We start from the raw sequence: 25,575 nt of genomic DNA on the forward strand, positions 1-25,575 counted from the left end.
GGGAAATTAAAAATATCCGCGCGCAAAAACGAAAAACAATCTTGCCTACGAGAAAGCGCTATGTAAATCTGCCATACTGCTCGGATGCATGAAGAGCCGTATCCCGATCATGGAATGGTTTTCATCGAATAGCAACATTGATAAGGTCACGATAAGCGATCTGGCGGTAGCCATCGGTGAACATGGCTTGGTGCAACTGCCGTCTTTTCAAAGAGACGCCGTGTGGAATGAGCAGCAGATTGAACTTCTTTGGGACTCGATGCTTCGCGGATACCCCGTAGGCTCGCTGATATTCTCGGGAACGGCGAATTTTAGCCGACTAAACCTAACGACGCGCACGTTGCAGAACACCTCTGTTACGAAGGCCGGGGAAATGCGCCCGATTGATTCAAGCACCAAATACCTCATCATTGATGGGCAACAGAGAGCCATTGCCGTGAGGTTGGGCCATATGGCATGGGTTTCAGGGGACAAGGCGAGACTCTGGATAGATATAGGAACTGCGGCGGAAGCTGGCGCACATAGACTTTTTCATGTCTGCAATATCAAATCACCTTGGGGCCGCGAGGCCACCAACTACCAGATTTCGCAAGCCCAACTTGAATTGGCACAAGGCGGATCGGAAGAAATTTTCGACAGGCACAATGAAAAATTACTTAGCCTGACTTGGCCTTTGAAAGCGCAATGTCCTGTGCCGGTCGCAGACTTCTTGACCCTCTATGATGGGCAAAAACATAACTGGCATGATCTGATTCCGCCTGAATGGCCTCAGGAGCGAATCTCTCAGATTATGCAGTTACCAATTGACCGAAAGGCATTGAGCGAATGGCATAAACGGCTCTCGCATTTTGAAATACCCATCCATCTCGTGCGTGAGATCACCAGCGTCGAAGAACTGGGTGAAGCCTTTGAGCGCCTGAATAATCAAGGGACTCGTATGTCTCAAGCTGAACTATTCTTTTCAGGTCTTAAGATGCATTGGCCGGCGGCCCATGACTTAGTGTGGCAAATATACAGCGACCCTGCTACGGGAAGATTTCTCGAACCAATAGACATTGTGCACGCTGTCGTGCGACTTGCAGCCGCGAGCGACAAGCAGGTTCAAGGAGACGATGTTCCTGAGTTGACATTGAAAGACTTTAAGCGATTGATTGGCCCCAGTGAAGCTACCGGCTCGTTTCTCGCGAAGATTAAAGCATACCTTGCACACGAACCACAATCTGAAATTGGTCGTTTTCATGCTATTCTCAGGCACGCCAAGGCGATGTTACAGTACCATCCGGTTGAGAATCCGAGAGGTTTGCCGTTGCCAGCCCTTAGCCTCTTGTCACCAAAATTCTGGCACACCGTGGTTGTGTGGCTTGACCATAACTACGAAGATAAAGCGTTAATTTCAAGCGACATCAGCAAACGAAATGTGCTGCAACAGGCAATATTTGATCGACTCTTCGTCATTAGTACCCGCAAGCACCGGGCAAATACGCTTGCATTCGGCATAGCCGCAAAAGCCATCGGTATTCCTTTCCCATCGGGGCTTATACTCCGCAAATACTTCGCTACAGGCATCATGGCGTCTGATTTTGTATTTCAAACAGCTGCCACCTACGCCGCAAGTCTTGCCAAGGCTTGTGATGCGAAAGGAGACCTTTTCACGATAAATGACATTATTTTGCTATTTTGGGCTCAGCGTGAATCGTTGCATAATTGGTTTCAGGACTACGATCCGACGCTATACTTTGGCTCAGACGATCTACCGTATGATGTCGATCACCTTATAGCTGGTTCAAAATTCCAGCACGTACGCCATCGACATCCCGATTTTGATTGGGCCTTTCCGCATAATCAATTACATAACAGCACGGGAAATCTGCGCATTTGGCCCAAGCATTTGAACCGCGCCGATCAGGATGCCAATCTTGAATACAAAGGTCTACTGGGAGAAAGGGATGAATTCTTTCCTGAGGACGATAAATATCAGGCACAAATTGCGTATTTGAAGGCGAAACCATTTATGCTGGATACATTTGGCGCGATTAGAGCCGCCAGTGCATTTGCTGAAGAGGACGTTGATCTATGGCGAGAGGCTGCGGCCATGGGCGATGAGCGTAACTGGATAAAGAAAGACCGCATCGGAGCTGTTGTGAAAGCAATTACCAGACGTTCTGTCTACCTCTACGAACAGATCTATCGCGAATTAGAATGGGAAAGTTGGGGGAAGTTCGCTCTGAAGCAAACATGGTTTGTGGATTTGAGTGACTCTCCCATCATTGGAGAAACAGACTCGAAGCTAATGGAGATTTATGTCCGAATCAGTTGATCTAAAACTGCGAAATGCGGTGCGTTTCGTGACCATGTACAATGACCAGTTGCGCGCGGCCTTGACGCGAATTGCAGAGGATTTAGAGACCGCAGGTTGGCAAACCGGAAAACTTGAAACCCCGCTTTTCTCTTGGCCAAATCAGAGCCATTGGCAGACCAATTGGTCTTGGGATTATTTACCGTTGGCATTTCCGAGTATAACTTTCTCGAAACATTCTGAACCTAATAGGCCACCATGGGCCGGCATATACATCAGTCATATCTCGGATTCAGGGATTCTCGCAGCCCAAGAAAGTTTACGAAAAGAACCGCAATCAATGCCCCCCGCAGAGGAGTGCAGAACACTATGGATAATCAGATATTGTCTCGTTGGCCCCAAAGCGATTCAGATCGATGACAATACATATCATAAAAGCAGCTGGGAATCCCTCGCCAAACTATTGTTCCCAGACGAAAAGGTCTGGAGCTACGACATTGACACACATCGTCGGGTAGAAATAGAGCGCAACCAGATGATTTATGGCCATTTCATTTTTGACGCTGCGGAAATAATGCCCCTGCCTGACTTTGACGAAAAGATCATAGGATGTATTCGCGAGATCGACAAGAGGTACGCTATAATACTGGCTCGAAAATAGCATCAGTTTACGGGAGTAGTAACTTACAGGATCGTCCCATCAAAAGCCCCCATGTTTGAACAAACCTTCAAGAATATCGACGACATCTTACACAAAGATGCTGGCTGCAGCTCAGAGCTGGATTACGTAGAGCAGACCTCGTGGATTCTGTTTCTGAAGTATCTTGATGATTATGAGAAAGACAAGGCCGCAGCAGCGGAGCTGAAGGGTAAGGAATATAAATCCATCATTGAAAAGGGTTACCGGTGGGAAGTATGGGCCGCGCCTAAGGGAAAAGACGGCAAACTCGATCACCACAAGGCTCTTTCGGGCGATGACCTGACCGAGTTTGTGAACGGTAAACTTTTCCCGTATTTGACGAAGTTTAAGACCGACGCGACGAGTGCTGATACGTTTGAGTATAAGATTGGAGAGATTTTTAGTGAACTGAAAAACCGCATTCAGAGCGGGTACAACCTGCGCGAGGTAATAAATCGCATTGATGAGCTGCGCTTTCGGACGCATGCCGAGAAATATGAGCTGAGTCATCTTTACGAAGAAAAGATTAAGAACATGGGTAATGCGGGCCGCAATGGTGGTGAATATTACACGCCTCGCCCGCTGGTGAAGGTGATCGTGCAGGTAGTGGCGCCGAAGATCGGCGACAAGTGCTATGATGGCGCGATGGGCTCTGCGGGGTTCTTGGTTGAGACGCATGAATATCTGAAGAAGAGCAAGAAGCTGACGACGGCCGATATGGAAACCTTGCAGAAGAGAACTCTGTATGGTAAAGAGAAGAAGTCGCTCGCGTACATCATTGGCATCATGAACATGATTCTGCACGGCATTGAAGCGCCGAATGTGATTCATACGAACACGCTGGCCGAGAACCTCGCCGATGTGCAAGAAAAAGACCGTTTTGACATCGCGGTGGCGAATCCGCCTTTTGGTGGCAAAGAACGCGCTGAAGTGCAGCAGAACTTTCCGATTCAGACGGGCGAAACAGCCTATCTGTTCTTGCAGCATTTTATCAAGCTCTTGAAAGCCGGGGGAAAAGCGGGCATCGTTATCAAGAATACATTTCTCTCGAATTCAGACAATGCCTCTGTGGCTTTGCGCAAGCATCTTCTCGATAGCTGCAATTTGCATACGGTGTTGGATTTACCCGGTGGCACATTCACTGGTGCCGGGGTGAAGACCGTTGTCCTGTTTTTCAATAAAGGCTCTGCGACAAAGAAGATTTGGTATTACCAACTGAATCTCGACCGCAATCTGGGTAAAGGCAACCCGCTCAACGAAAATGATCTCGCTGATTTTGTTATGTTGCAGAAAACGAAGGCTGATTCGGCCAATTCATGGAGTGTGAAGATCGCCGACATCGACACGGCGAGCTATGATCTTTCGGTGAAGAATCCAAACAAGAAAGAAGAAGCGGCGTTGCGCGAGCCTGCGGCAATACTCACGGAAATTGCAGAGCTGGATCGCGAAAGTGCCTCGATTCTCTCATCTATCCGCAAGCTAATCTAATAGCCCGATGACCACAACCGTGAAAGAATTTACCCCGGAAGCGAAACTTACGATATTGACTTTAGCAAGTCCGCCAAGCTTCTGCGCAAGCAAGCTCAAATCTGGCGGATTTTTTTTATCCCACGAATTTCAGGCGGCGAATGATGACCGATTCGAGAATGACGCTGGTTCAAAGATTGCGCGAAAGATTGGTGGGTGAAATTTAATAAGAGATGTCGGCCTCGGAAATAACACTTCTGCATTTTGGTTCAGATAACTACACCCTCGGTTTCTCTTACGAGAAGCAGACTTATCAGGTCTTAAAATTGGTTTTTGGTAAGGACGGCAGCATTTATCTTTCAAATCCATATTACGGGAAAGCGAATAGGCTCATATCGAATATGATGCTTGAGGGTGCTGGAACTCGGACTCAACAAGGACGATACAAGCACATTGGTGGCTCACTCGATGAATTGGTTAAGACTTCACTCCACACAAGTGGCCATTCACATACGGAACAAATTGGCTCTCGCCAAAAGTTCGTGCGCAAGAAAGGGCCTTCACTAAGAGATTTTACTGGTCATCTATTTACTATTCAGCTAAAGGGAATCCAGCATTTCACCTCTGTGTCAGAAGCATCATTCGTTAGTCAGAAACGAAAAGAAAAGATAAACTTACGTCTAAATTCTATTGATGGCCGCATGTACAAAATTGTAGGGATGCTATCGATAAAAAAGGCTTTTCTCAATACCATGCCTCAATTGGGAAAGACAAATCTCGGGCCAGTTTTTACTCAGACTAATCCTCAGGGCCTTCAAGAAACGAATATTCTTATTTCTCCGAGCGTTTCGGATGTTTTCCAAGAGAAAGTTTTGGTGCTACAAATTACAGAAACTCCAAAATTCTCGACACCGAGCCAAAGTACTTGGCTACTTTACACTGGATTCGACGACCCACATATCGTCACAGATGTATCGAAACCAACAAGCTTGACGGTTGTTATTGAGACGCCAGTCGAGTGAAGATGTGCACAATGAAGTTCATCTGCGTTAGTCGCTGCTGCACCGTTCTGCCTCCCGTATAGAAATGAAAACTCACAAAATCCGAAAATCCGTCAAATCCTCATATCCGATCGAATCCGCGCTTCAAACTGTTGCCGGCTGGGAAGTGAAGACTTTGGGAGATCTTTTTGAGATAACTTCAAGCAGAAGAGTTTTTGAAGCAGATTGGAAAAAGACCGGAATCCCATTCTATCGCGCTCGAGAAATTGTGAAACTTGCAAAACAAGGCTTCGTAGACAACGAATTGTTCATCTCCACAGAGATGTACAATCAATACTCGAAAAAATACGGTATTCCGCAAGAAGGTGACATCATGGTCACTGGTGTTGGCACTCTCGGAATTTGCTATGTTGTTCAAAGAGATGATAAATTCTATTTTAAGGATGGCAACATAATCTGGCTGAAGAATACGAGCGGTGTAGATTCCCGGTTTGTCGAGTATGCATTTAAATCAGACATATTGAGAAAACAGATAGATAATTCAATTGGAGCAACGGTAGGCACTTTCACAATCATTAAGGCAAAAAACACTCTAATCCCCATCCCCCCACTCCCTGAACAAAAGCGCATCGTCGCCATTCTCGACGAAGCCTTTACCGCCATCGCCAAGGCGAAAGAGAACGCCGAGAAGAACCTGCGCAATGCGAAGGAGCTGTTTGAGAGCTATTTGCAGGGGGTGTTTGCGAATCCGGGTGAGGGGTGGGAGGAGAAGAAGTTGGGGGAGGTGGTCACTTTTTCAAGCGGAGGCACCCCATCTAAGAGTAATCACGAGTTCTGGCAAGGGGATGTCCCTTGGGTTTCCGGGAAGGATATGAAGTCGGATCGGATAAATGATTCAATCCTCCATATTTCGCAGCGAGCAATTTCTCAGACTGCAGCTCGCGTTGCTCCGATAGGTTCTTTGCTGATACTGGTTCGAGGCATGGGCCTTGCGAACGGCATCCCCATTGCGGAATTAATGGCACCTTGTGCTTTCAATCAAGACATTAAGGCGATGCAGGTTAACAGTGGTATTCAGCCAAGATATTTGCTACTCGCCTTGCAAGCTCAATTCAAGAACCATAATCAAATGACTGATATGGCGGCACATGGTACACTCAAGATCGAAATGGAAAATTTGAAGGAAGTGCCAATTCCCTTAGCTCCAAGCCACCTTCAAACAGAAATAGTCTATCGGATTGAGATGCTTCGATCGATGTCGCGAAGGCTTGAAGTCATCTACCAGCAAAAGCTTGCCGATCTGGAAGAGTTGAAGAAGTCGATTTTGCAGAAGGCGTTTAGAGGGGAGTTGACGGCCCGCTGAGGCTCGAGAAAGCCGCGTATGGAGCGCAGTCAGGTCAGCGAGGCCGTCAATCAAGAATTTGCCAGATTTGAATGGCGTTACCAACCGCCGTTTATGGCTCAGCCAATGGAATTTGGGCACTTTGCCGAATTGTATGATTTCGTCGAAAAGCAACATCAGTTCTGGACGGCACACCCGATTCCGATCACTCAAGATGTTCGGGCGTTTTGGGATACAATTCGCAGCCGATTGGATTATCTGGCCGACCCTAAAGCCACACAGCCGAGAACCACAGAGCAAATGTCAGCAACCTTTCACGATTTGCAAAAGAATGACTGGCCGAATACACCAGCTGACTCATTGCTTGCCGTAAAGGCCATTGCCTGCCCTTACCCTGACGACGTTGCTCGATGGCATGGTTTTCTGGCTGGTGCGCTCAGAGGGATTAATCCGAACCGAACAGCTAACATGCGGCAACCGCAAGAAGTCATGGGCTTTATGGAAGGCGTCGCGTTTGCCGAACCGCAAATTGTAAGCGCATTCTTGGGCAACGCGCATGAAGAACTGCGCAAACAGTTTGAGGTACGAAGTGTTGAAACCCAGAAACTGCAAAAACGCTTTGGCGAACTTGCACAGAATCTTGAGAATCAGAATAAAGAAAATAAGGTCGCGTTGGAGAAATGGCGGCTTGAAAAGGTACAAAATCTTGATGCCGAGTTAAACAATTTGCGTAATGATTTTCGTGCGCTAAAAGACCTCTATACTGAAAAATTGAAACTCGAAGCGCCTGCCCAATATTGGAAAGCCCGAGCCACTCGAATGCGGTGGGCGGGATTTGGATGGCTCACGTTCTCTGTAATATTCTTTGTCGCTATCGGTTGGGTCTTGTGGAATAATTTTATTGCTCCGAGTACCTTCGTCGATGCCAAGGAGCTGGCAACTCAGGTCACGGCAGTAGGCGCAGGCAAAGATTCGCTATTGGCCTATTTTTCATCGGCAAAGAATATTAGAAGCCTTGTGGGGTTCTCGGTACTGGCATCATTATACTTCTTTGTTTTGCGAATGCTCATACGATTGACTATCAGCTCTTTCCATTTATCGCTGGATGCGGCTGAACGCGAACAACTGACCTATGTATACTTGGCCCTTATCGAGAAGGGGCAAAACTCTGAGCAGAAGTTGATTCAAGATGCGGATCGCACGATTATTCTGCAATCTCTGTTTAGCCGGGCAGACACGGGCTTGCTCGCGGGCGATTCTTCGCCTACGATGCCGGGGGCTGATGTGGCAGCTCTCTTGAAAGGTGGGAAATCTTAGCGGATTCTGAACACCAGATTTATAGCAAGGAACATTACGGGGCTACAATTGTCATACGTTCAGCCGAGCGATATTGGTAGTTTTCACGGTGTCACAGAAGAAGATGTAATAAGGAAAATTAAAAGATTCTCCCTGTTACAAATTTGCGCGAAGATAAGCCCATACTTTCACACTTTGCGAGCCAAACCGCAGAACAGTTCGCTGAATCATTCTGCCCTCTCAAAATTGTCGAATTTCGCCCTCCTGCACTGCGAAATTGGAGATTCTTTACCCAATGAGCTTATCAGTGATGATGATCTGCGGAAACTATGCCAAATGATCAATTCGCTGGAGAACAATATTCTCAAACCAAACTCGACGACCGATGAAAAGTTTTCTTTCCTGTTAACAATCGCAACAAACCAACAGGCTTACCAATTTCAGAATATTTACTACGGTTCTGCCTTCTGGTGGTACCTGCTACGCGATGAAACGATTAAAGGCTATGCCGATGCATATTTCGGAATGGATGCAAAAAACGCCTTTGGAGGAATATTTCTTCTTCTCAACTTTTTCGATGACAATGGCTACGTATCAGCCAAATCACTTTTTGATAGATGCCGTGCAGAATCCCGTTCGACATTTTCACACCTATTAGACAGGTTCGCCATATCGTTAGAGCAATTCAAAAAACTAAAAGAATCTGATCCCAAGTATAGAACAGTGAATCGCGAGTCAGCTTCGTATAGTATTCTCAGAGATTTTCCGATCTTAAAAATCAGGGATGGCTATTTCATGCCAATATCGGGGCTGCTAATCAGAAAAGTCACGGATGAAATTTACTATGACTTACTTAGGTTCAACAGGGCCAAGGATGAAAACACTGCAAATAAGTTCACAAAACACTTTGGCATCGCATTACAGAGGCTCATTGATCACGTTGCCCAAATGACCCTTAACCCGAAGAAGACGAAGGTTCTATCAGAATTCACAAAACTCAAGAAAGGGAGTCCCATACATTCGGCCGATTTGCACTTTCTGGAGCAAGATTGGTTAACGCTGATACAAATCAAGAATAGAAGAGCGCCTCTTTCTGTTCACTGGGGCGACGTCGGCGATTACAAGAGGATAATTGATGAATCAATAATCCAAGAATATGAGCAAAATCTCAAAGTGATAAGAGATCGCGACATTTTCTATTCCGAAATTCCGGGGATTAATTCCACATTCAAGTTCATTAGTGTCGTGATACATACGGAGGGGTTCATCCACTTAAACGAAGAGCCAATCCGGGCGTTCATACGACAGAAAATTACTGAGAGAGAATGCAAGTTTGACAAGACCCCTGAGCTCAATGTCTGTATGGACTTGCTGGGCTACTGCAATCTTCTTGATTTCTCCCTAAACGCGAATAAGCATATTTTCAAAATCTTGCAAGACTACAGGTCTTACCAAGAGAACCCAGAAAAAACACACCGACGTTTGGGCAACGTGCTTTCGTTAGATTTTGCAAATTGGATTGCCATAAAGTCCTCGAGTTCCGGGAAAAAGCATCCATTCTACAAAAAATACTCCGCCGAATTTTTGGAATTTGCCATTACATTTGCAGGCGATAATTTGCTTTTGGCTGAAGGCGTAGCCGCTCAGATCAGAAGAGAAGCGGCCATGGTCAATTAGGGACTCTCAAACCCAATCTCACTTGACACATTACTTGACTAATACTTGACTGATCTTCTGAGCCGCAGGCGGCCCGGTTATGGCTTACGAACCATTCTTCACAATCACCCCAAAGCTGCTTTCTCTCGTAGAATCGGTTGTGGCGCTGCGCGAACGCATTCAGTTATCAACAGTCGAGCTGGCATGGATACCCGCCCTTCAGAGAGAAAGCCGTGACCGCAATGTGCATGCCTCGACGGCAATTGAGGGCAATACCCTGACACTGGCACAGGTCAGTAAGCTCGGTGAAGGCAAGAAATTGGTCATTAACGACCAGCGCGGCGAACGCGAAGTGCTCAACTATTTTGCCGGTCTGCGCCATGTCGAAAAACAGATGCGCAAGAAGACGATTCGCCACGAAGACATTTTCAGGTTGCATCAGGTTTTGGCGCAAGGTGTCATGGATCAGGGCGAAGCGGGCCGCTATCGCTCGATTGCGGTGCGCGTCGGCGACTACATGCCACCGGCCCCGCAAGACGTGTCGGGCCTCATGTTCGAGTTGCTCGATTGGTGGAACACCCGGTCACGCGAGCTTTCGCCAATACTCAGCTCTGCGATCTTGCACTACCGCTTTGAGTCAATACACCCTTTTGCCGATGGCAACGGCCGCACGGGTCGATCCCTTGCCCTTTGGGAACTCTTTCGCCGGGGGTTTGATACACACCACATATTTTCGGTTGATGAATATTATTGGAGTGATCGCCCTGCGTATTACGCAGCTCTCAATGCCGTGAGGCATGATGGCGAAGACCTGACAAGTTGGCTCGTTTACGCCACAGAGGGGCTGCGCCAAACTCTCGAACAGGTTTGGGTGCGCGTCAAGGCGTTACAACACAAATCACCGAAGAAATTGATACTACGGCCCAAACAGGAAAAATTGTTGGCGCTACTTCGCGACCACGGGTCTATGGCGCCGGCCGAATTGTGGTCAGCTCTCAAGGTTTCACGACAGGGAGCAATGGATTTGCTAAGGCCCCTTCTCAAAGCAGGCTTGGTGAAAAAAGAAGGCAACAAGAAGGTAGGCCGTTATCGTTTGCACCGACCATGAACGAAGCCCAGACACGTGCTGAAATCATCGACCCCCAATTAGTGGCCGCAGGTTGGGGAGTTATACCTGATTCGCGTATACTGCGCGAATACCATATCAACGAAGGTAAGATACAACTCGGCGGTGGCAGAGGCAAGAAGCTCACCGCAGATTATGTATTGGTCTATCGCAATCTCAAGATGGCCGTCGTCGAAGCAAAGAGTGATGACCTTGAGGTCGGCGAGGGTGTGGCGCAGGCAAAGCTCTATGCCGAGAAGCTCGCCCTCGATGTGGCCTACGCCGCCAATGGCCGGGAAATTTATGGCATCAACATGCAATCGGGCGGCGAGGGGTTGCTTACCAAATTTCCCTCGCCAGATGAACTCTGGAACAAGACCTTTGAAGAACAGAATGAATGGCGTGATCGATTCAATAGCGTTCCATTTGAATTTGTTGGTGGCAAGAAAGGTGCGAGATTTTATCAAGAGATAGCCGTCAATCGTACGCTCGAAGCCATTGCGCAGAAGAAAGAGCGCATTTTACTGACGTTGGCAACCGGTACGGGAAAGACCTTTATAGCATTCCAAATTGCGTGGAAGTTGTTTAAGACCCGCTGGAACCTGAAACGAGACAGCTCGCGACAGCCGCGAATCTTATTTTTGGCAGATCGCAATATTCTGGCAGATCAGGCGTTCAACGACTTCTCGGCATTTCCCGAAGATGCTCTGGTGCGGATAAACCCAAAGGAAATCAACAAAGCCGGCAAGGTTTTGACTAACGGTAGTGTATTCTTCACCATCTTTCAGACCTTTATGACGGGCCGGGGCGAAGATGGTAAACCTGCGCCTTACTTCGGCAGCTATCCGCCCGATTTCTTTGATTTCATAATCATAGACGAATGCCATCGCGGCGGCGCACAAGACGAAAGCAACTGGCGTGGTATTCTCGAATATTTTGCGCCAGCTGTGCAATTGGGACTAACCGCAACACCAAAGCGCAATAACAATGTCGATACCTACAAATACTTTGGCGAACCGATTTATACCTACTCGTTGAAAGAAGGTATCAATGACGGCTATTTGACGCCCTTCAAGGTGAAGCGCATTAAAACGACGCTTGATGATTATTTCTACACATCAGACGACGAAGTGCTCGAAGGTGAAGTCGAACAGGGCCGCCTCTATACAGAGCCCGATTTCAACCGCATCATCGAGATCAAGGCACGCGAAGAAAAGCGCGTGCAAATTTTCTTAGCTGATGCTAATCCAAAAGAAAAGGCGATCATCTTCTGCGCAACGCAAGATCATGCAGCTGCGGTGCGCGACATCGTGAACCAACTCAAGAAGAACCCCGATCCGTTGTATTGCGTTCGCGTGACGGCAAACGATGGCAGCATCGGCGATCAGTACCTAAAAGATTTCCGCGACAACGAGAAAACGATACCAACAATTCTCACAACCTCGCAAAAGCTTTCGACCGGGGTCGATGCACGCAACATTAGAAATATCGTGCTACTTCGGCCCGTCAGAAACATGATCGAATTTAAACAGATCGTAGGCCGAGGCACGCGGCTCTTTGATGGTAAGGATTTCTTTACGATCTATGACTTTGTAAACGCCTCGCTCAACTTCTTAGACCCAGAATGGGACGGTGATCCGTTAGAACCAGAAGAAACAGAGCCCAAGCCGGCACCAGAGGCGACCGAAGCGCCGCAAGAGGCGCCCCCTTCAGATGAAGAAGGTGAAAAGCGCACAAGACCTCGCAAAATCAAGATTCGCCTGCGCGACGGCAAAGAACGCGAAATTCAGCACATGGTTTCGACCTCTTTTTGGAGCGCAGACGGGAAACCTCTGTCGGTCGAAGAATTCTTGCAGAATCTATATGGAAAGTTGCCTGAGCTTTTCAAAAACGAAGCCGAACTGCGCAGCATCTGGTCGAGCCCCACAACCCGTCGGGCTTTGCTCGAAAGACTGGCCGACGCCGGCTACGGCAAAAGCGAACTGGCCAGCTTACAGGCGCTCGTGCAGGCCGAAAAGAGTGACCTGTTTGATGTGCTCGAGTACATCGCGTTTGCGATTAAACCCATCACTCGTGAAGCGCGAGTTAACCAAGCCAGAGTCAAAATGTTGCAGTCAATCGACGAACGACAGCGCGAGTTTCTGGACTTCGTCTTGGCCAAGTATATAGAATCAGGGGTAGAAGAACTCGACGATGAGAAATTGCCCAACCTGCTCGAGTTGAAATATGAATCGCTCAGCGACGCAACGGCGGCATTGGGTGACGTGAAAGCTATCCGCAGCACGTTTATTGAATCTCAGAAATATTTGTATTTTGTTTAAATACCGAATTGCGCCAAGAAAAGTTTTGCAGAATTAACGCAAACTTAATGGGACATAATCTTGAAATGGGTTTGACGCAACATTCGAGGCCCATTTACTTGAGCTGGCGAATTTGTTTCGCAAATTCTCAGTGAGCAAGGTTCATTGAGATAGGAAAACTTTCAATGAATTCGATGACGATACGGAAAGCCCCTGCTCTATCCGAAGGCAAGCAAACGGCCACTGCAAGAACTCTAGCCGAAGATGGGATTAAGCGGCTAATTGGGATTTTCGCCGAAAAAGACGAAAATGGCTGCATCTTTTGGCATGGCGAGTTTGACAAAGATCAGCGGCCGATTATTCTCGAGCGAAACAAAAAAGTTAATGTCCGTTCGCGTATCTTTCGGCTCAGAAATCCGGGCCAAGAGGGTAAGAAGATTTTTAATACTTGCGGTAATAAGAAATGCATTGCTCCCGAACATGCAAGTGTCAACCGCCGAGCAAGAGCGTGCGACGAGAAACTTGGACAATACATAGTTACTGATACTGGGTGTTACGTTTTCCCCCACAAGATTGCATTAAATACACAGCCAAAGGTGCGTGTCAAAGGCAACGTGATAAGTGCGTCACGAGCCGCTTACATTCAAGCTAACGGCGAAATTCCCGTCGGATGGCACATCAAGCACACCTGCGGGACGCCCGCTTGCATCAATCCGAGACACCTGCGCGCAGAGGCACCTCGAACTGAACGACTATTCCGTGAACCCCGCAATCTTTCGGCCAAGCGGGAGACGGCAGCTTAACGAGAAGGATAGACCATATGAGTTCACAAAAACATAATGAAATCAAAGAGCGCATACTGGCAAAATGTGTGAGGGACGTTGCGGGTTGTTTAGTCTGGCAAGGTTCGATTCATGGCAAAGATGGGACGCCAATTTTGAAGGTCTCAGGCATCAAAAAACAAATCAGGGTGCGCCCATTTCTCATGGACACAGTTCTAAAATCCCGACCAAAACGCGTAAAGGGATGCGCCATGAACGCCCTTTGCATTGACCCCGAACACTGCGCCAGAGCCTCCGAACGCAAAACAATGCGAGAGAAACTTGGTAATTACCGAATAATTGCGGAGACCGGGTGCCATGTGCTCAAGGGTCGGAATAATCTCGCAGGCTACTGTCAGATTCTGCATGAAACAAGATATTTGCTCGCTCACCGCGAAGCCTACCGACTCTTCAAAAGTGAAATAGAGACAGGAAAGGAGGTACATCATACTTGCAATACACCAGCTTGCATAAACCCAGAACATTTGGTGCTCGTAACGCCCGCAGAGAACAAATTGATGGCCCAGCGCGACGGGCTATTGAATGGGCCTCGAATTAGAGGTGAAGGGCACGGAAATACAAGGCTAAAGGTAATTGAAATCGCCCTGATCCGTGAAATGGCTGCGAACGGAATAAGCACTAAAGAAATCCAAAAGAAATACAAACTCTCGCGAGCACAGGTCAGACATATTGTGCGCGGGCTTAAGCACAACAATATCACATTGGTCGCGCGTATTTATGGAGAGTCCACTTACCAAGGATTTCGGCATACCTTAAATATGATTGCGGAAAATCGAGCAGACAGATCGGAAACAGTTGCGGTTTTGGATAATGGGAGAATCCGCCACTATTACAATGATCGTCGTGACGAGTGTTGGCTGGAGATAGACTTTAGCCTACTTTCTCCTTGGTCGCGAAAAATTCTGGGGATACCTAATGCCGCGTAATCTGTAATAGTTTTTACTTTATCTGACACTCTCTTAACAAAAAGGAGTGTTTATGACGACAGAACAGAAAATTATCAAGAACAAGGTTGGTCTGCTGAAACTGGCAGAGCAGCTGGGCAGCGTATCGAAAGCTTGCAAGGTTTTCGGTTACTCAAGAGACAGTTTCTACCGGTTTAAGGAGCTTTACGACAAGGGTGGCGAGCTCGCATTGCAGGAGATCAGCCGCAGGAAGCCTTTGCTGAAAAATCGTGTAGCTCCAGAGGTCGAGGAAGCGGTACGGGAAATTGCATTTCAATACCCCGCGTACGGTCAGGTTCGGGCGTCCAACGAGTTGCGCAAGATAGGTATCATCATCTCCCCTTTTGGCGTGCGCGGCGTTTGGCTGCGCCATGATCTTGCGACGTTTAAAAAACGGCTGAAATACCTTGAAGCGCGAATGGCTCAGGAAAAGGGGATCTTTACCGAGGCACAATTGGTTGCGCTCGAACGCGCAAAAGATGAGAAGGAAAGTCACGGTGAAATTGAAACGGAGCACCCTGGTTATTTGGGGTCACAAGACACGTTTTACGTGGGAAATATGAAGGGTGTGGGTAAAATTTATCAGCAGACCTTCATCGACACGTATTCGAAAGTCGCTTTTGCGAAACTCTATGATCGCAAGAATTCTCTGGTTTCAGCCGATATGCTTAACGACAGAGTCATCCCGTTTTTTGACGAGCATGAGATTCCGCTGTTGCGCGTTCTGACCGATCGTGGCAGCGAGTACTGTGGCAACCGGGAAGAGCACGATTATCAGCTGTATCTGGCCTTGGAGAATATCGACCACACAAAAACCAAGGCCAAGAGCCCGCAGACGAACGGCATTTGTGAGCGCTTTCACCGGACTATATTGAATGAGTTTTACAATGTTGCATTCAGAAAGAAGGTTTACACTTCTTTGGAGCAATTGCAGGCAGACCTTGATGAGTGGATTTACGATTACAACACGCAGCGCACTCATCAGGGGAAATATTGCTTCGGCAAAACGCCTCTGGCAACATTCAAAGACTCGCTCAGTATAGCGAAAGACAAAATGCTGGATTTGAAATTACAGACAGCATGAAAATGGGTGTGTCAGGTCAAGTTCAGACTTTTACACGTAATCAAACAGCAACACAGAATCGGGAAATCCCACTTGCGGCGCAGGCTGCGTTGCATCCCAAGATCAGACTTGCATCCGCAATTGGAAAAACAGGTGCCCGAACTGTGCTCCGAAATCCATATCGCTCCCCTTTAATCCCCACCACCGTCCAGAATTTATCAGTTTCACCCCATTCCCACGAATACTATGGCCAGCTGACGGACATCATTCTCGACTCATTCTACCCATCGACCTGCTCTTCTTGCAATGTGAAAATGACAGGCCGCGTAAGCACGCGCTCTTATGTAGCAAAGTGCCCTAAGTGCAGAAAGCATGTATCACGAATCAGCCATACTCCTTTCGCCTATTTGAAACTACCTCTCTGGACAGTTGGTTGGGTATTAGACCAAAGTGCCACAAAGTATCCTCAGGTTATCACTGGCGCAGAGATCAAGCGCTGCCTGAATATTTCTGAAGATGCTGCTTTACGTTTAAAGAAACGGGTTCAGGTTTTTGCGTCCCAACACAAGTCCGCCGTAGAGAGCTTGTTTTACTCTGAACTTAAGAAGCGCTTCCATAAATCCAAAGACCTACTTGAACCAGACAAGAAGGATATAAACAAAAGAGTAACTACCCCGGTAGGGAACAGACCTATTCCCCAGAGTGATTCAGTAGTTCTCTTTAGTGCAAAAGAGCGCTCAAATAAAGGCCGAAAACGCTTTCGTCATCATGGCCAAACAGCCTCTATATACTTAACTGACTCTTTAGGCGGAAGACAAGTAGGAGTAATGGTACAGACCACCACATGGAAAGGCGGCCCTGCTCTCTATGAATCAATCCCCAACCAACAGACCAAGACCATACTCCCCATAATACAGAGACAAATCCCCAAAAACACCCCCTTCTTCACAGATATGGGTATGGACTGGTTAAAACCCTATAATCGCAATCATAGGACAGTAAACCACAACCTTCAATCAAAAAGAGGCACCGGTAAATCCAGAAGACGATTTCAACAGAATGGAATACATACCCAAGCAGCAGAAGGAAGACAGGGAGCCTTAAAGACAGCCTTTCGAGCATACCGTTATATCAAGCCAGAACACTCACAATTATACCTGAACGAATACAGTTTCTTCGGAGCATTGAAATACTACGGAGCTGAACGCATTACATCACAGAATCAGAGTCTATTGGGGCAAAATCAGCGACCAAAGACGAAACAACAAGGGTGGGGTTTGTCGGGTATGAATTTTAGTACTCATAACCAATACTGAAAACACCGCGCCAATCACCTATTGGCCGCGAGTCGCGCCATGTCCAGGGTGTTGCCCAGTCGAACTTTAGCATCAGACCGGGATAAAGAATAAAGCGCACGCCGAGACCATAAGACATCTTGAGGTTTTGAAACTCGTTCTTATCGGGGTTGAAGCCGCGCCACGTGCGAGGGTTGTCGAAGGTGCTACCGCCGTCGATGAACGCGACCATCGAAAAGCCACGCATGACCCAGGGCACAGGCATACCAAAAGCCAGCGCGTCGAGCAGCGGAAAACGAAACTCGAGATTAAAAAAGAATGCATGGTAGCCGCGCAGCGACATGAAGTCATAGCCACGAATCGTGTTAAAACCGCCGATGATCCAGGGAAAGTATTGCGCATCGGGCCCGTTTGTCGTCGCCGCGTAAACACGGCTGGCGAGAATATATCGCTGCCAGATCTGCCAATAGAACCGAGCCTCGACGGTATTGCGGTTAAAAATGAAATCGCGGCCAGAAACGTTGACGCTTTGCTCTCCTACATATGCGGCATGCCAGCCCTTCAGCGGCCCGATCACCGAGTAGAGCACATTGTTGTGCCGCACGCCGTATTGTACGCTGTACGTGTTGGTGTACGTATCGGGCCGAATGCGCTCTTCGGGCAAATTGCGCGGGTATAAAAACGATTCTTCGGCGCGCGCCATATTGAATTGCAGCAGCAGAGAATCGAATGGCGTCATTGGATAATCCATACCAAAATAACCGCCAATCTTCAAGACCGAACCGATGTAAGGCGGATAGTAGAACAGCCCGTTGAGCGACGTCAGATCAATCAGGTTCACGGGGGATATGGCAAACGTCGTGCGGTAGACACCCCAGTGCATCTTGACGCGTTTTTTCATGTAACCATAATCGAAATTGAAAATGCCGAGCCCATTCGTGAGAAAGTTGCCGACCATGCTGAATTGGTGGTTACCCGTCAGGTCAGAGCCCGTGAGCGCAACCATGCCGGCAAAATAGGTTCCGCCGTCGTACGCGCCCATGCCAAGCAAGAAGAAAATAAAGTCTGGGCCGACGCGCGCACGATAAGGTTCGACGCCTATTACCTTACCCGTTGTGTCATAGCCTGGCAGCGCCAGAGGCTTATAGGTGTGCACAATAGTATCGTCGGCGTAAAACTTTTCATCACCCGGCGTGACATCACGCAGCGCGATATCAAAACCCTGCTGCCTGAACTGTGTGTAAATAATGCGGCGCGGCGCATCTTTTGCCACAGGCGCATCAGATATCTGCGCGTCGAGCGCGCCCCCCCCGGTGTCGGTCAGTTTTTTCTTCTGCAATGTTTTGGTGTCGAGTAGATAGATGTTGTGAATGCCTGTGTGGTTTGAGACGTACAAGATACGGTCATTCGACGTTTTGTCATAAAACTGCGGCGACATCTGTTTCTGTGCGTCGCGCGTCAGCTGCCGCACCTGTCTGGTCTTGATCTCCAGTGAAAATAAGTGATATTCGGCGCTTTCAAGATTACCTTCAGCGTTCAGGTTGGATGCATAAACAACCTGCGTGTTGTCGCCTGATAAAGCCGGATCTTTTTCTGAATAAGCATCGTGCGTGAGTTTTTCAGTCTTCTGTGTCGCGAGCTCAACCCTGTAGATGTCGGTCACGCCTAAAACTGCGCCGACAAACACAGCATACTTACCGTCGGGTGACAGACGGGGGTGCATAATCATGTCGACGGGCGGCGTCAGTCGCTGTACGATTCGCCGCGTCTCAATATCAAACAAAATCAACCGATCTTTACCCTGGCTGCGCGCAGAGAAAAAAATGCGTTTTGAATCGGGCGTGAAAGAAATGCGGTTCGTCATCAGGTGCAGCTGAAAAAATGTCGGGTTATCTGAACTTTTCAACAAGATGGTTTCATCTTCCGTAGGCTTTTTCGGCTTTTCCAGTGAAAAGTCGGTCTTGCGCTTTACACCTTTAATATCGCGCATGACCAGCACGGGGTAAAAACCGCGTGCGGTCAGATAGACCGCTTTCGCGCCATCAGGAGAAATCGACGGGTGCAGGTTGATGATCGATTCGTCGTCAAGATGGCGACTGATGAGCGGCCCCTCTTCGTCGTCGTATTTCTTGTTCACCAGGGGAAAGTATTTTCGCTTCACCCAGCGGCGCCAGCCTGCGTCAAATTCGTCGAAAGGCAGCCCCAGATTCGTTTTGACCGCATCTTCTATACCGCGCAGATCGCGCAGGTCGCGCAACATTTCGCCGAGTTTTGCCTCCCCCCAGGTGTCGGCGATATATTGCATCACTGACTGGCCGCCTTTGTAAAATATGAAGCCGGTCTGCACCCGGTACTCATTCATCATTTCGAGCGAAGGCAGGGTGTCGGTCAGCGCGGCGTCGCGCATCTGCATGTCGGCTGTTGAATCCCACCCCAGCGAAAAATATTCGGCCATGCCTTCGACAAACCATAACGGGGGCTGGCCACCTTGCACCAGTGAGATGGTGCTGCCCATCGTCTGCCCCAGCAAAATGTCATATTGAAACGCATGCACCAGTTCGTGCACAACCACATGGCGAAACTCATCGTTGCTGCCAAGGTATGGCACGACGACGCGTCGTTTAATGCGCTCGGTAAAGCCCCCTGTGCCTTCATCAATCGCAAACGGAATAATGTTTGTGGACTGAAAATGGCCGTGCGATGGGTAGACAAATATCGGTGTCACCATCGACAGCCGATGCCCCAGGCGGTTACTGAGCATGATGTTCGCTTCTTCGGCGTATTGCAGGGTCTTTTGCGCCAGGTGATTATAACCTTCGGGAAAGTAAATATCGAAGTGCTGGCTCTTCAGCACTTTCCATTCGATTTCTTCCCAGTTGATTTTTTGTGCGGCAGCAAGTGGGCTGCTGATGAGAAGCGCGAGTAGCAAGAGGCGTTTCATGGGTCGGCTGCGCTCTGTTACGCTTCGACGCCCGATCACTCCGTCAAGGAGGTAAATTCAGGTATGGTTTAAACCGGTAGATTTCATGAACACCCAGGTGTTCATTTTGCTTTCGGAACTCTTGTACGTGGTAGCTACCACACGGCTGGCGTGCAAATTGCTGAGCCTTTTCTTTCGTCATTGTTCGCAGCAAAAAATCGACTATTCGCGAAATGCTTACTCGCAGGGTTGTTGAATAAAAACGCAGTATATTGGCCTGCTCCGCATTCCACCGCACGGTCAGCTTGACGTAGTCTCCCCGATCGCGGTTATACTTTACCAGCCGATCTCGCCGCATTTTCAATCGGGTCAGGCGAGCACAATGCGCGCGCAGATTTCCGGAAAATTCAGAACGGTAGATATCCCATTTCTTCCTCGCAAGTGGGGTCAAACTTATGCTGCTTAAGAACATCCCTATACAGATTAAATACCAGAAAAGCGTGATTTTTTCTCATTCCGTGACAAAAAAAGTAACTGTGGTAGTTACCACAAATCTTGAGCTTCCCGTGTCTCTCTACTGGATTTTGCGATATACATCGAATCGACCGCATGATTGCCTATTGATTAGCGACCACCATGGCAGGCACGCGTGCAAGTTCTTCGTTCATCTTCATCACAATTCTCTTAGACGTCATCGGTTTCGGACTCATCATTCCCGTGATGCCGAAGATGGTCTCGAAATTCACCTCGAGTGACGTCGAGACTAACTACTGGTACATGGTGATGACTGCAAGCTATGGCGTGATGCAATTTTTCTTTTCGCCAATTCTCGGCGCGCTGAGCGACAAGTTTGGGCGACGGCCGGTCATTTTAATTTCCATCGTCGGTCTCGGTCTTGATTTTATTTTACAGGGCATTGCCTGGTCGATTCCGGTTTTGTTTGCCGCGCGCGTGCTGGGCGGCATTACCGGCGCAAGTTTCTCAGTCGGCAGCGCGTACATCGCCGATGTAACCTCAGCCGAAGACCGTGCGAAGGGTTTTGGCATGATCGGCATGGCATTCGGCATAGGCTTTATTCTAGGGCCCATGCTCGGTGGCTTTCTCGGCGACTACCGCGCAGAGCTTCCATTTTTTGCCGCTGCTGCGTTCTCGCTGCTGAACGCGCTCTACGGCTTGTTTGTATTGCCCGAGTCGTTGCCCAAACATTTGCGCACTGCGTTTTCGCTGAAGAAAGCCAACGCCTTTTCTGCGTTAAAGGGTCTTGTTGAACTCAAAGGTCTTGGCATGTTTATTCTGGCGATTGCGCTGACAAACCTCGCGCAGTTCATGATGCACTCGGTGTGGGTACGCTATACCGAGACGCGTTTTCTCTGGTCGCCGAAAGATAACGGTGTCGCACTGTTTGCGGTCGGCATGTCGGCGGCCATCGTGCAGGGGGGATTGCTCGGCGTGCTGATCAAGACGCTGGGTGAAGTGCGTTTGGCAAAAGTAGGATTATTTTTTGCGGCGATGCAATTTATACTGATGGGTCTGGCACCGCAGGGCTTTTATATGTATATCATTATGCTGGTGACAATTCTCGCGAGTGCTGCGGGGCCGGCATTACAGGCGCACGTTTCGCGCGCCGTACCGCCGCACAAACAGGGTATTGCCATGGGGTCGCTGACATCGATCGGCAGCATCACACAGGTGATCGCGCCGTTCGCTGGCCTGAGCATATTGTCGAAGTTTACGCACGCGCCAGGCGCGCTCAACACACTTCAGGCTGGCATGCCCTTTTTTGCGAGCGCGGCTCTGCAGTTTGTGGCTTTCGCCCTCGCAGTCTGGTATTTTAACCGTGGTCAGATTTCGTCAGGCAGCGGCGGCACGAAGTCCATAATAACCGGGTAACTTTCGCTTTCGCCGAGCGATTTGCGTTTAAAGCTGAGGCGAATATTCAGGTTCGCGATTTCGTTCTCTTGCCCAATGCGCTTACTGTTCTCTACAGATTTCCAGTAGTGCATCAGCGATTTTTGTTCGTCATCGAGCATCTCATAGATGGCGCCAATGTTGTTTTCTATAATCGCGAGGTTTGAGACGAGTCGCGCGTGCTTATCGTTGCCCGAATCGATTCGGGTGATTGAATTGACACGGGCATTGTAGCGATCTTGCGAATAAAAGAGCAGCCCCAGCGCGCTGTCGAGATATTTCTCTCGCTGCGCTCGGGCGGTTTCTTCGACAGCGAGGCGGTAATAACAGTGCGACTGTGCCAGGCTTAGGTTGGGCAGCGAGGCCGCTTTTTCAGGGTCGATTTTTTCCCAATCGGCGAGGGCTCCCCGATGGTCGTTGCGCACGAATCGTGACCAGCCAGAGAAATACAAGAGTTCGCTTTCAACTTTGGTGCCGCTAAGCCCTAAAGACCGCGCTTCGTTGAACTCGGTTTCAACACGGTCAAGCTGCGCCATCAGTGCCCCGGTGCCGGTATCGCTCTGCGAGCGGTATTTCTGCACCTCTTTCAGGCGAAACCAGGTTGCTGAATTCGAAAGATCGCGCATCGCGTCGAGGTACATCGACTTACCGGTGTTGAAGGCAATTATGCCCACCGGCGCATCAGAAAGAGTCTCGTCTTGCTCGTTTTCGCCGAGCTCTGCAAGTTTTTCCGGGGTGCTTTGCTGTTTCGCGAGTTTCAAGAGTTCGAGCGCGCCTGAATAGTCGCTCAGCGACATCAGAATTTCGGCACGGTCGTTGAGGGCCATAAAGTGGCGTGGATCATAGTGGTACGCATATTCAAATTGCTTCAATGCCATGCGCACCTGGTTTTTGTCTTTTGCAAAAGAGCGGGCGCGCTGGTAATATCCCTCGGCAAATTTTGAGCCCTCATGTTTTACGCCGAAACTGTCGGTTTCTGATGAGGCAAATATTGAATTGAGCAGGTCGTCGGCCCGTGTCTTGAGTTGCTGCCCCGAGAGCATGTTCGAAGGCGAAATATTGTACTTAACACGGAGCTCGTTTTCTGCCGGCAAATCGATGTAAAAGGCGGCAAGGCGTGCCCTGATATACATCGGCAGCTTGTTTTCGATCTTTTTCGAGCGCACCAGTGTATGGTGTTGTATGACCATGCGCGGATCATCGTTGAGTTTATGCAGTTTCAGCAGGGCCTTGAGAATGCCGGCATGCGCCGCCACATGGTCATGGTCTTTATCGACGATCTTCTTGTAATAGTCGAGCGACCGGTCATATTCTTTTTCATGGTAGAAGATGTCGCCGATTCCCATCACGGCGCGATCGATCATCTCTTCTTTCTTAAATGCAGGTGTCGCCGGGTTCGACATCAGTACACGGCGGTAATAGTCAGCACCGAGAAAGTTGTTCTTGTAGGCTTCGCGCGCAAAGCGTCGCGACGGATTGCTGTGAAACTGCCCGAGCGCGATCAGCACCTGGGCTTCGTCTTTCTTGTTGTCGAGGTGCGAAATAACATACGCGCCCTTTTTGCCCATCGCGAGTTGTGTGCCGTTGACCGCGATCGCATTGTCACCACCTGCATAGGCAACGACCGGCACGCGTTTGACACTGCCGAAAAGTTCTGCGCTCGAGCGTATTTCTTTGTCACCTGCTCTTGCCGCCGGCGCATTGCCGGGAAGTTTCAGCTCAGCAAAAAGTTTACTGAACGCTTCTTCATAGAGGCCTTTGTAGCGGTAAGCGTCAGCGTACTGCAAATACGCATACGTGTCTTTGTCATAATAACTGAGCGCTTTCTCGAACTGCTTTTCAGCCTCGGGTATTGCCGACGCACCGCGCTGCATAATCATATCGCGGCCTTTGGCAACTGCATTGCGATAAAACATCGGCTTCAGCAGCGAGAAGTATACACCCCCGACGAGCGTAATCAACACAAAGGCTGCGATTGCGCCAAAACGGGTGAGCTTAATGAGCCGCTCTTGCCGCGCGAGCCCCTCGTCGGTGTATTCCGGGCGCGCCATAATGATGCGCGGCCCTGCAGCATTACCCGATTCAGACTCATCGGCCACTTCAGCGATGGCCTTGCTGTCGAGCCAGGCACCGACTTCATGCGCCGAGGCTTCTTCAGATAGCAGCCGCATGAGCTCGGCAGAATCTGCCGGCTTCATGTTCTCGTCGAGTAATGCCTTACTGAGCCTGCGCCGCAACGGTGCAGAAAAAGACCGCAGCGTTTCTCTTACACGGCGCAGCGTTGCGGGGTCGACCGTTGCCGACTCTTCTGCGGCCAGTGAGCTTAAGTCAGATGATAGAGAGCCTGCGCCGAGAGCAGCGGCGCCGCCACCGAGCGCAACCTCGGGTGAAAGATCATCGAGCGACGGAGCCGAAGATTCGAAGTTGAAAGCATCGTCTTGCGCTGCAGGCGCCGAAGAGAAGTCGCCCATATCTGGCGATGCGGCGCCGAAGTCATCTCCCCCTGCACCGAAGTTGTCTGCGGCAGGTGCATCGAAATTGAAATCGCTGCCCGTATCGCCGAGGTCGGGAGCGCCGGGCAAATCGGCGCCTGAATCAACAGGCAGATCAAAAGAATCAGCAGGGGGTAAATCCGCATCGGCTGAAGGTGCACCAAAATCAGCGCCAAAATCATCAGTGCCTGCACCGGGATCAGCGTCAGCAGTCGGTGCCGGGGCATCAAAACTGAAGTCATCGGTTGCGGGCAAACCGAAGTCGTCTGCCGGGGTGTCGGCAGGCAGGTCAGCAGGTGCGGCAAAATCAAAATCTCCCTCGCCTGTTTCGGCAGTGGGCGCATCGGACGTTGCCGGTGGCAGGTCGAAACCATCATCTGGCAAACCCGGTAACGCATCGGCGTCGGCAGCAGGTGCTGCATCACCGCTATCGGGAAAGGCAAAATCAAGTTCACCACCGGCGGCGGCCGCATCATCTGCTGGCAGGTCAGTTGAAAAATCTGCTGCGGGGGCCAGATCGCCGCCGCCCGCTGGCAAGTCGCCCAAATCGCCCGGCGCACCAAAATCCATCGCGCCCGCATCGAAGTCGGGAGCAGGCGCCTCGCCTGCTTCAAGCGGCACGTCTTGTGGCTCGGCTGTTGCAGCCGGCGTGTCAAAGTTATTCAGATCGAGATCGAGTACGTCGTCAAATTTCGAGAGGTCGGCTATAGGCCGCTTCGGCGGCGCTGCATCGACTGCCGGCGCATCGTCGCCGCCGTCGATGTTGAGCGTCTCATCGGGTTCACCAATGCCCTCATCGTCACCCTGTGCACCGGCATCGAGCTCAACCTGACCAGGGGCTCTTTTGAAAAAATCGGTCAGCTCGCTGATCGTGGCGAGTTCTTCTTCGGTATAAGTTACCGGTTCTTTTGGTTGCTCTTCTGCCATTCGTTCGCTCGCGTGCCGCTCGCAGGTAACCCATGAAACCAG

Annotated in this window: 18 protein-coding genes; 15 read left to right on the forward strand and 3 right to left on the reverse strand. The window is 49.4% G+C overall.

The genetic code is table 11. The features are described from left to right. The first annotated feature begins 88 nt into the window (after positions 1-88). The 14 genes from TURPA_RS02645 to TURPA_RS22445 all read left to right on the forward strand — a co-directional run bounded on the left by TURPA_RS02645 (position 89) and on the right by TURPA_RS22445 (position 17,307). Entirely contained in the window at positions 89-2,317 is a 2,229-nt protein-coding gene (locus TURPA_RS02645; protein WP_014801733.1) for a DUF262 domain-containing protein, read from the forward strand. Further along, positions 2,301-2,957, forward strand: a complete 657-nt coding sequence (locus TURPA_RS02650; RefSeq protein WP_014801734.1) for a hypothetical protein — start codon at positions 2,301-2,303, stop codon at positions 2,955-2,957. The genes TURPA_RS02645 and TURPA_RS02650 overlap by 17 nt, the downstream gene beginning before the upstream one ends. 51 nt (positions 2,958-3,008) lie before the next feature. Beyond that, the gene (locus TURPA_RS02655; RefSeq protein ID WP_014801735.1) at positions 3,009-4,463 is read left to right on the forward strand and encodes a class I SAM-dependent DNA methyltransferase; all 1,455 of its coding nucleotides are present in this window, start codon (positions 3,009-3,011) and stop codon (positions 4,461-4,463) included. 19 nt (positions 4,464-4,482) lie between these two features. Then, the gene (locus TURPA_RS23735) at positions 4,483-4,662 is read left to right on the forward strand and encodes a hypothetical protein (RefSeq protein ID WP_169314393.1); all 180 of its coding nucleotides are present in this window, start codon (positions 4,483-4,485) and stop codon (positions 4,660-4,662) included. A 13-nt stretch (positions 4,663-4,675) separates the two neighbouring features. After that, the gene (locus TURPA_RS02660) at positions 4,676-5,464 is read left to right on the forward strand and encodes a hypothetical protein (protein WP_014801736.1); all 789 of its coding nucleotides are present in this window, start codon (positions 4,676-4,678) and stop codon (positions 5,462-5,464) included. A 64-nt stretch (positions 5,465-5,528) separates the two neighbouring features. Next, positions 5,529-6,806: a restriction endonuclease subunit S gene (locus tag TURPA_RS02665; RefSeq protein ID WP_014801737.1), complete on the forward strand. Its 1,278-nt coding sequence runs from the start codon at positions 5,529-5,531 to the stop codon at positions 6,804-6,806. A gap of 18 nt (positions 6,807-6,824) precedes the next feature. Further along, positions 6,825-8,102, forward strand: a complete 1,278-nt coding sequence (locus TURPA_RS21315; RefSeq protein WP_014801738.1) for a DUF6161 domain-containing protein — start codon at positions 6,825-6,827, stop codon at positions 8,100-8,102. 315 nt (positions 8,103-8,417) lie between these two features. Beyond that, positions 8,418-9,758, forward strand: a complete 1,341-nt coding sequence (locus TURPA_RS02675) for a hypothetical protein (protein WP_014801739.1) — start codon at positions 8,418-8,420, stop codon at positions 9,756-9,758. Positions 9,759-9,837: 79 nt separating this feature from the next. Further along, a complete protein-coding gene (locus tag TURPA_RS02680; protein WP_014801740.1) occupies positions 9,838-10,845 on the forward strand; it encodes a Fic family protein in 1,008 nt (335 codons plus the stop codon). After that, positions 10,842-13,163, forward strand: a complete 2,322-nt coding sequence (gene hsdR / locus TURPA_RS02685) for an EcoAI/FtnUII family type I restriction enzme subunit R (protein ID WP_014801741.1) — start codon at positions 10,842-10,844, stop codon at positions 13,161-13,163. The genes TURPA_RS02680 and hsdR overlap by 4 nt, the downstream gene beginning before the upstream one ends. 164 nt (positions 13,164-13,327) lie before the next feature. Then, complete coding sequence (locus TURPA_RS23285) at positions 13,328-13,945, forward strand: HNH endonuclease (RefSeq protein WP_014801742.1); 618 nt, start codon at positions 13,328-13,330, stop codon at positions 13,943-13,945. A gap of 17 nt (positions 13,946-13,962) precedes the next feature. Then, a complete protein-coding gene (locus TURPA_RS21320; RefSeq protein ID WP_014801743.1) occupies positions 13,963-14,910 on the forward strand; it encodes an HNH endonuclease signature motif containing protein in 948 nt (315 codons plus the stop codon). Between the two features lie 52 nt (positions 14,911-14,962). Then, positions 14,963-16,012: an IS481 family transposase gene (locus TURPA_RS02705; protein ID WP_014801227.1), complete on the forward strand. Its 1,050-nt coding sequence runs from the start codon at positions 14,963-14,965 to the stop codon at positions 16,010-16,012. Continuing rightward, positions 15,922-17,307: a transposase gene (locus TURPA_RS22445; RefSeq protein ID WP_157210374.1), complete on the forward strand. Its 1,386-nt coding sequence runs from the start codon at positions 15,922-15,924 to the stop codon at positions 17,305-17,307. The genes TURPA_RS02705 and TURPA_RS22445 overlap by 91 nt, the downstream gene beginning before the upstream one ends. Here TURPA_RS22445 and TURPA_RS02710 read toward each other — a convergent pair. Further along, complete coding sequence (locus TURPA_RS02710; RefSeq protein ID WP_014801745.1) at positions 17,285-20,227, reverse strand: BamA/TamA family outer membrane protein; 2,943 nt, start codon at positions 20,225-20,227, stop codon at positions 17,285-17,287. The genes TURPA_RS22445 and TURPA_RS02710 overlap by 23 nt on opposite strands. A 43-nt stretch (positions 20,228-20,270) precedes the next feature. Continuing rightward, a complete protein-coding gene (locus TURPA_RS02715) occupies positions 20,271-20,657 on the reverse strand; it encodes a hypothetical protein (RefSeq protein WP_157210375.1) in 387 nt (128 codons plus the stop codon). Between the two features lie 185 nt (positions 20,658-20,842). On the opposite strand from TURPA_RS02715, the gene TURPA_RS02720 reads away from it, so the two are divergent. Further along, a complete protein-coding gene (locus TURPA_RS02720; RefSeq protein WP_014801746.1) occupies positions 20,843-22,096 on the forward strand; it encodes a TCR/Tet family MFS transporter in 1,254 nt (417 codons plus the stop codon). On the opposite strand, the gene TURPA_RS02725 is transcribed toward TURPA_RS02720, so the two are convergent. Next, positions 22,048-25,533, reverse strand: coding sequence for a tetratricopeptide repeat protein (locus tag TURPA_RS02725; protein WP_014801747.1), 3,486 nt, complete (start codon positions 25,531-25,533; stop codon positions 22,048-22,050). The genes TURPA_RS02720 and TURPA_RS02725 overlap by 49 nt on opposite strands. Positions 25,534-25,575: the final 42 nt, after the last annotated feature.

This window comes from Turneriella parva DSM 21527 (genome assembly GCF_000266885.1).
Taxonomy (GTDB): Bacteria; Spirochaetota; Leptospiria; order Turneriellales; family Turneriellaceae; genus Turneriella; species Turneriella parva.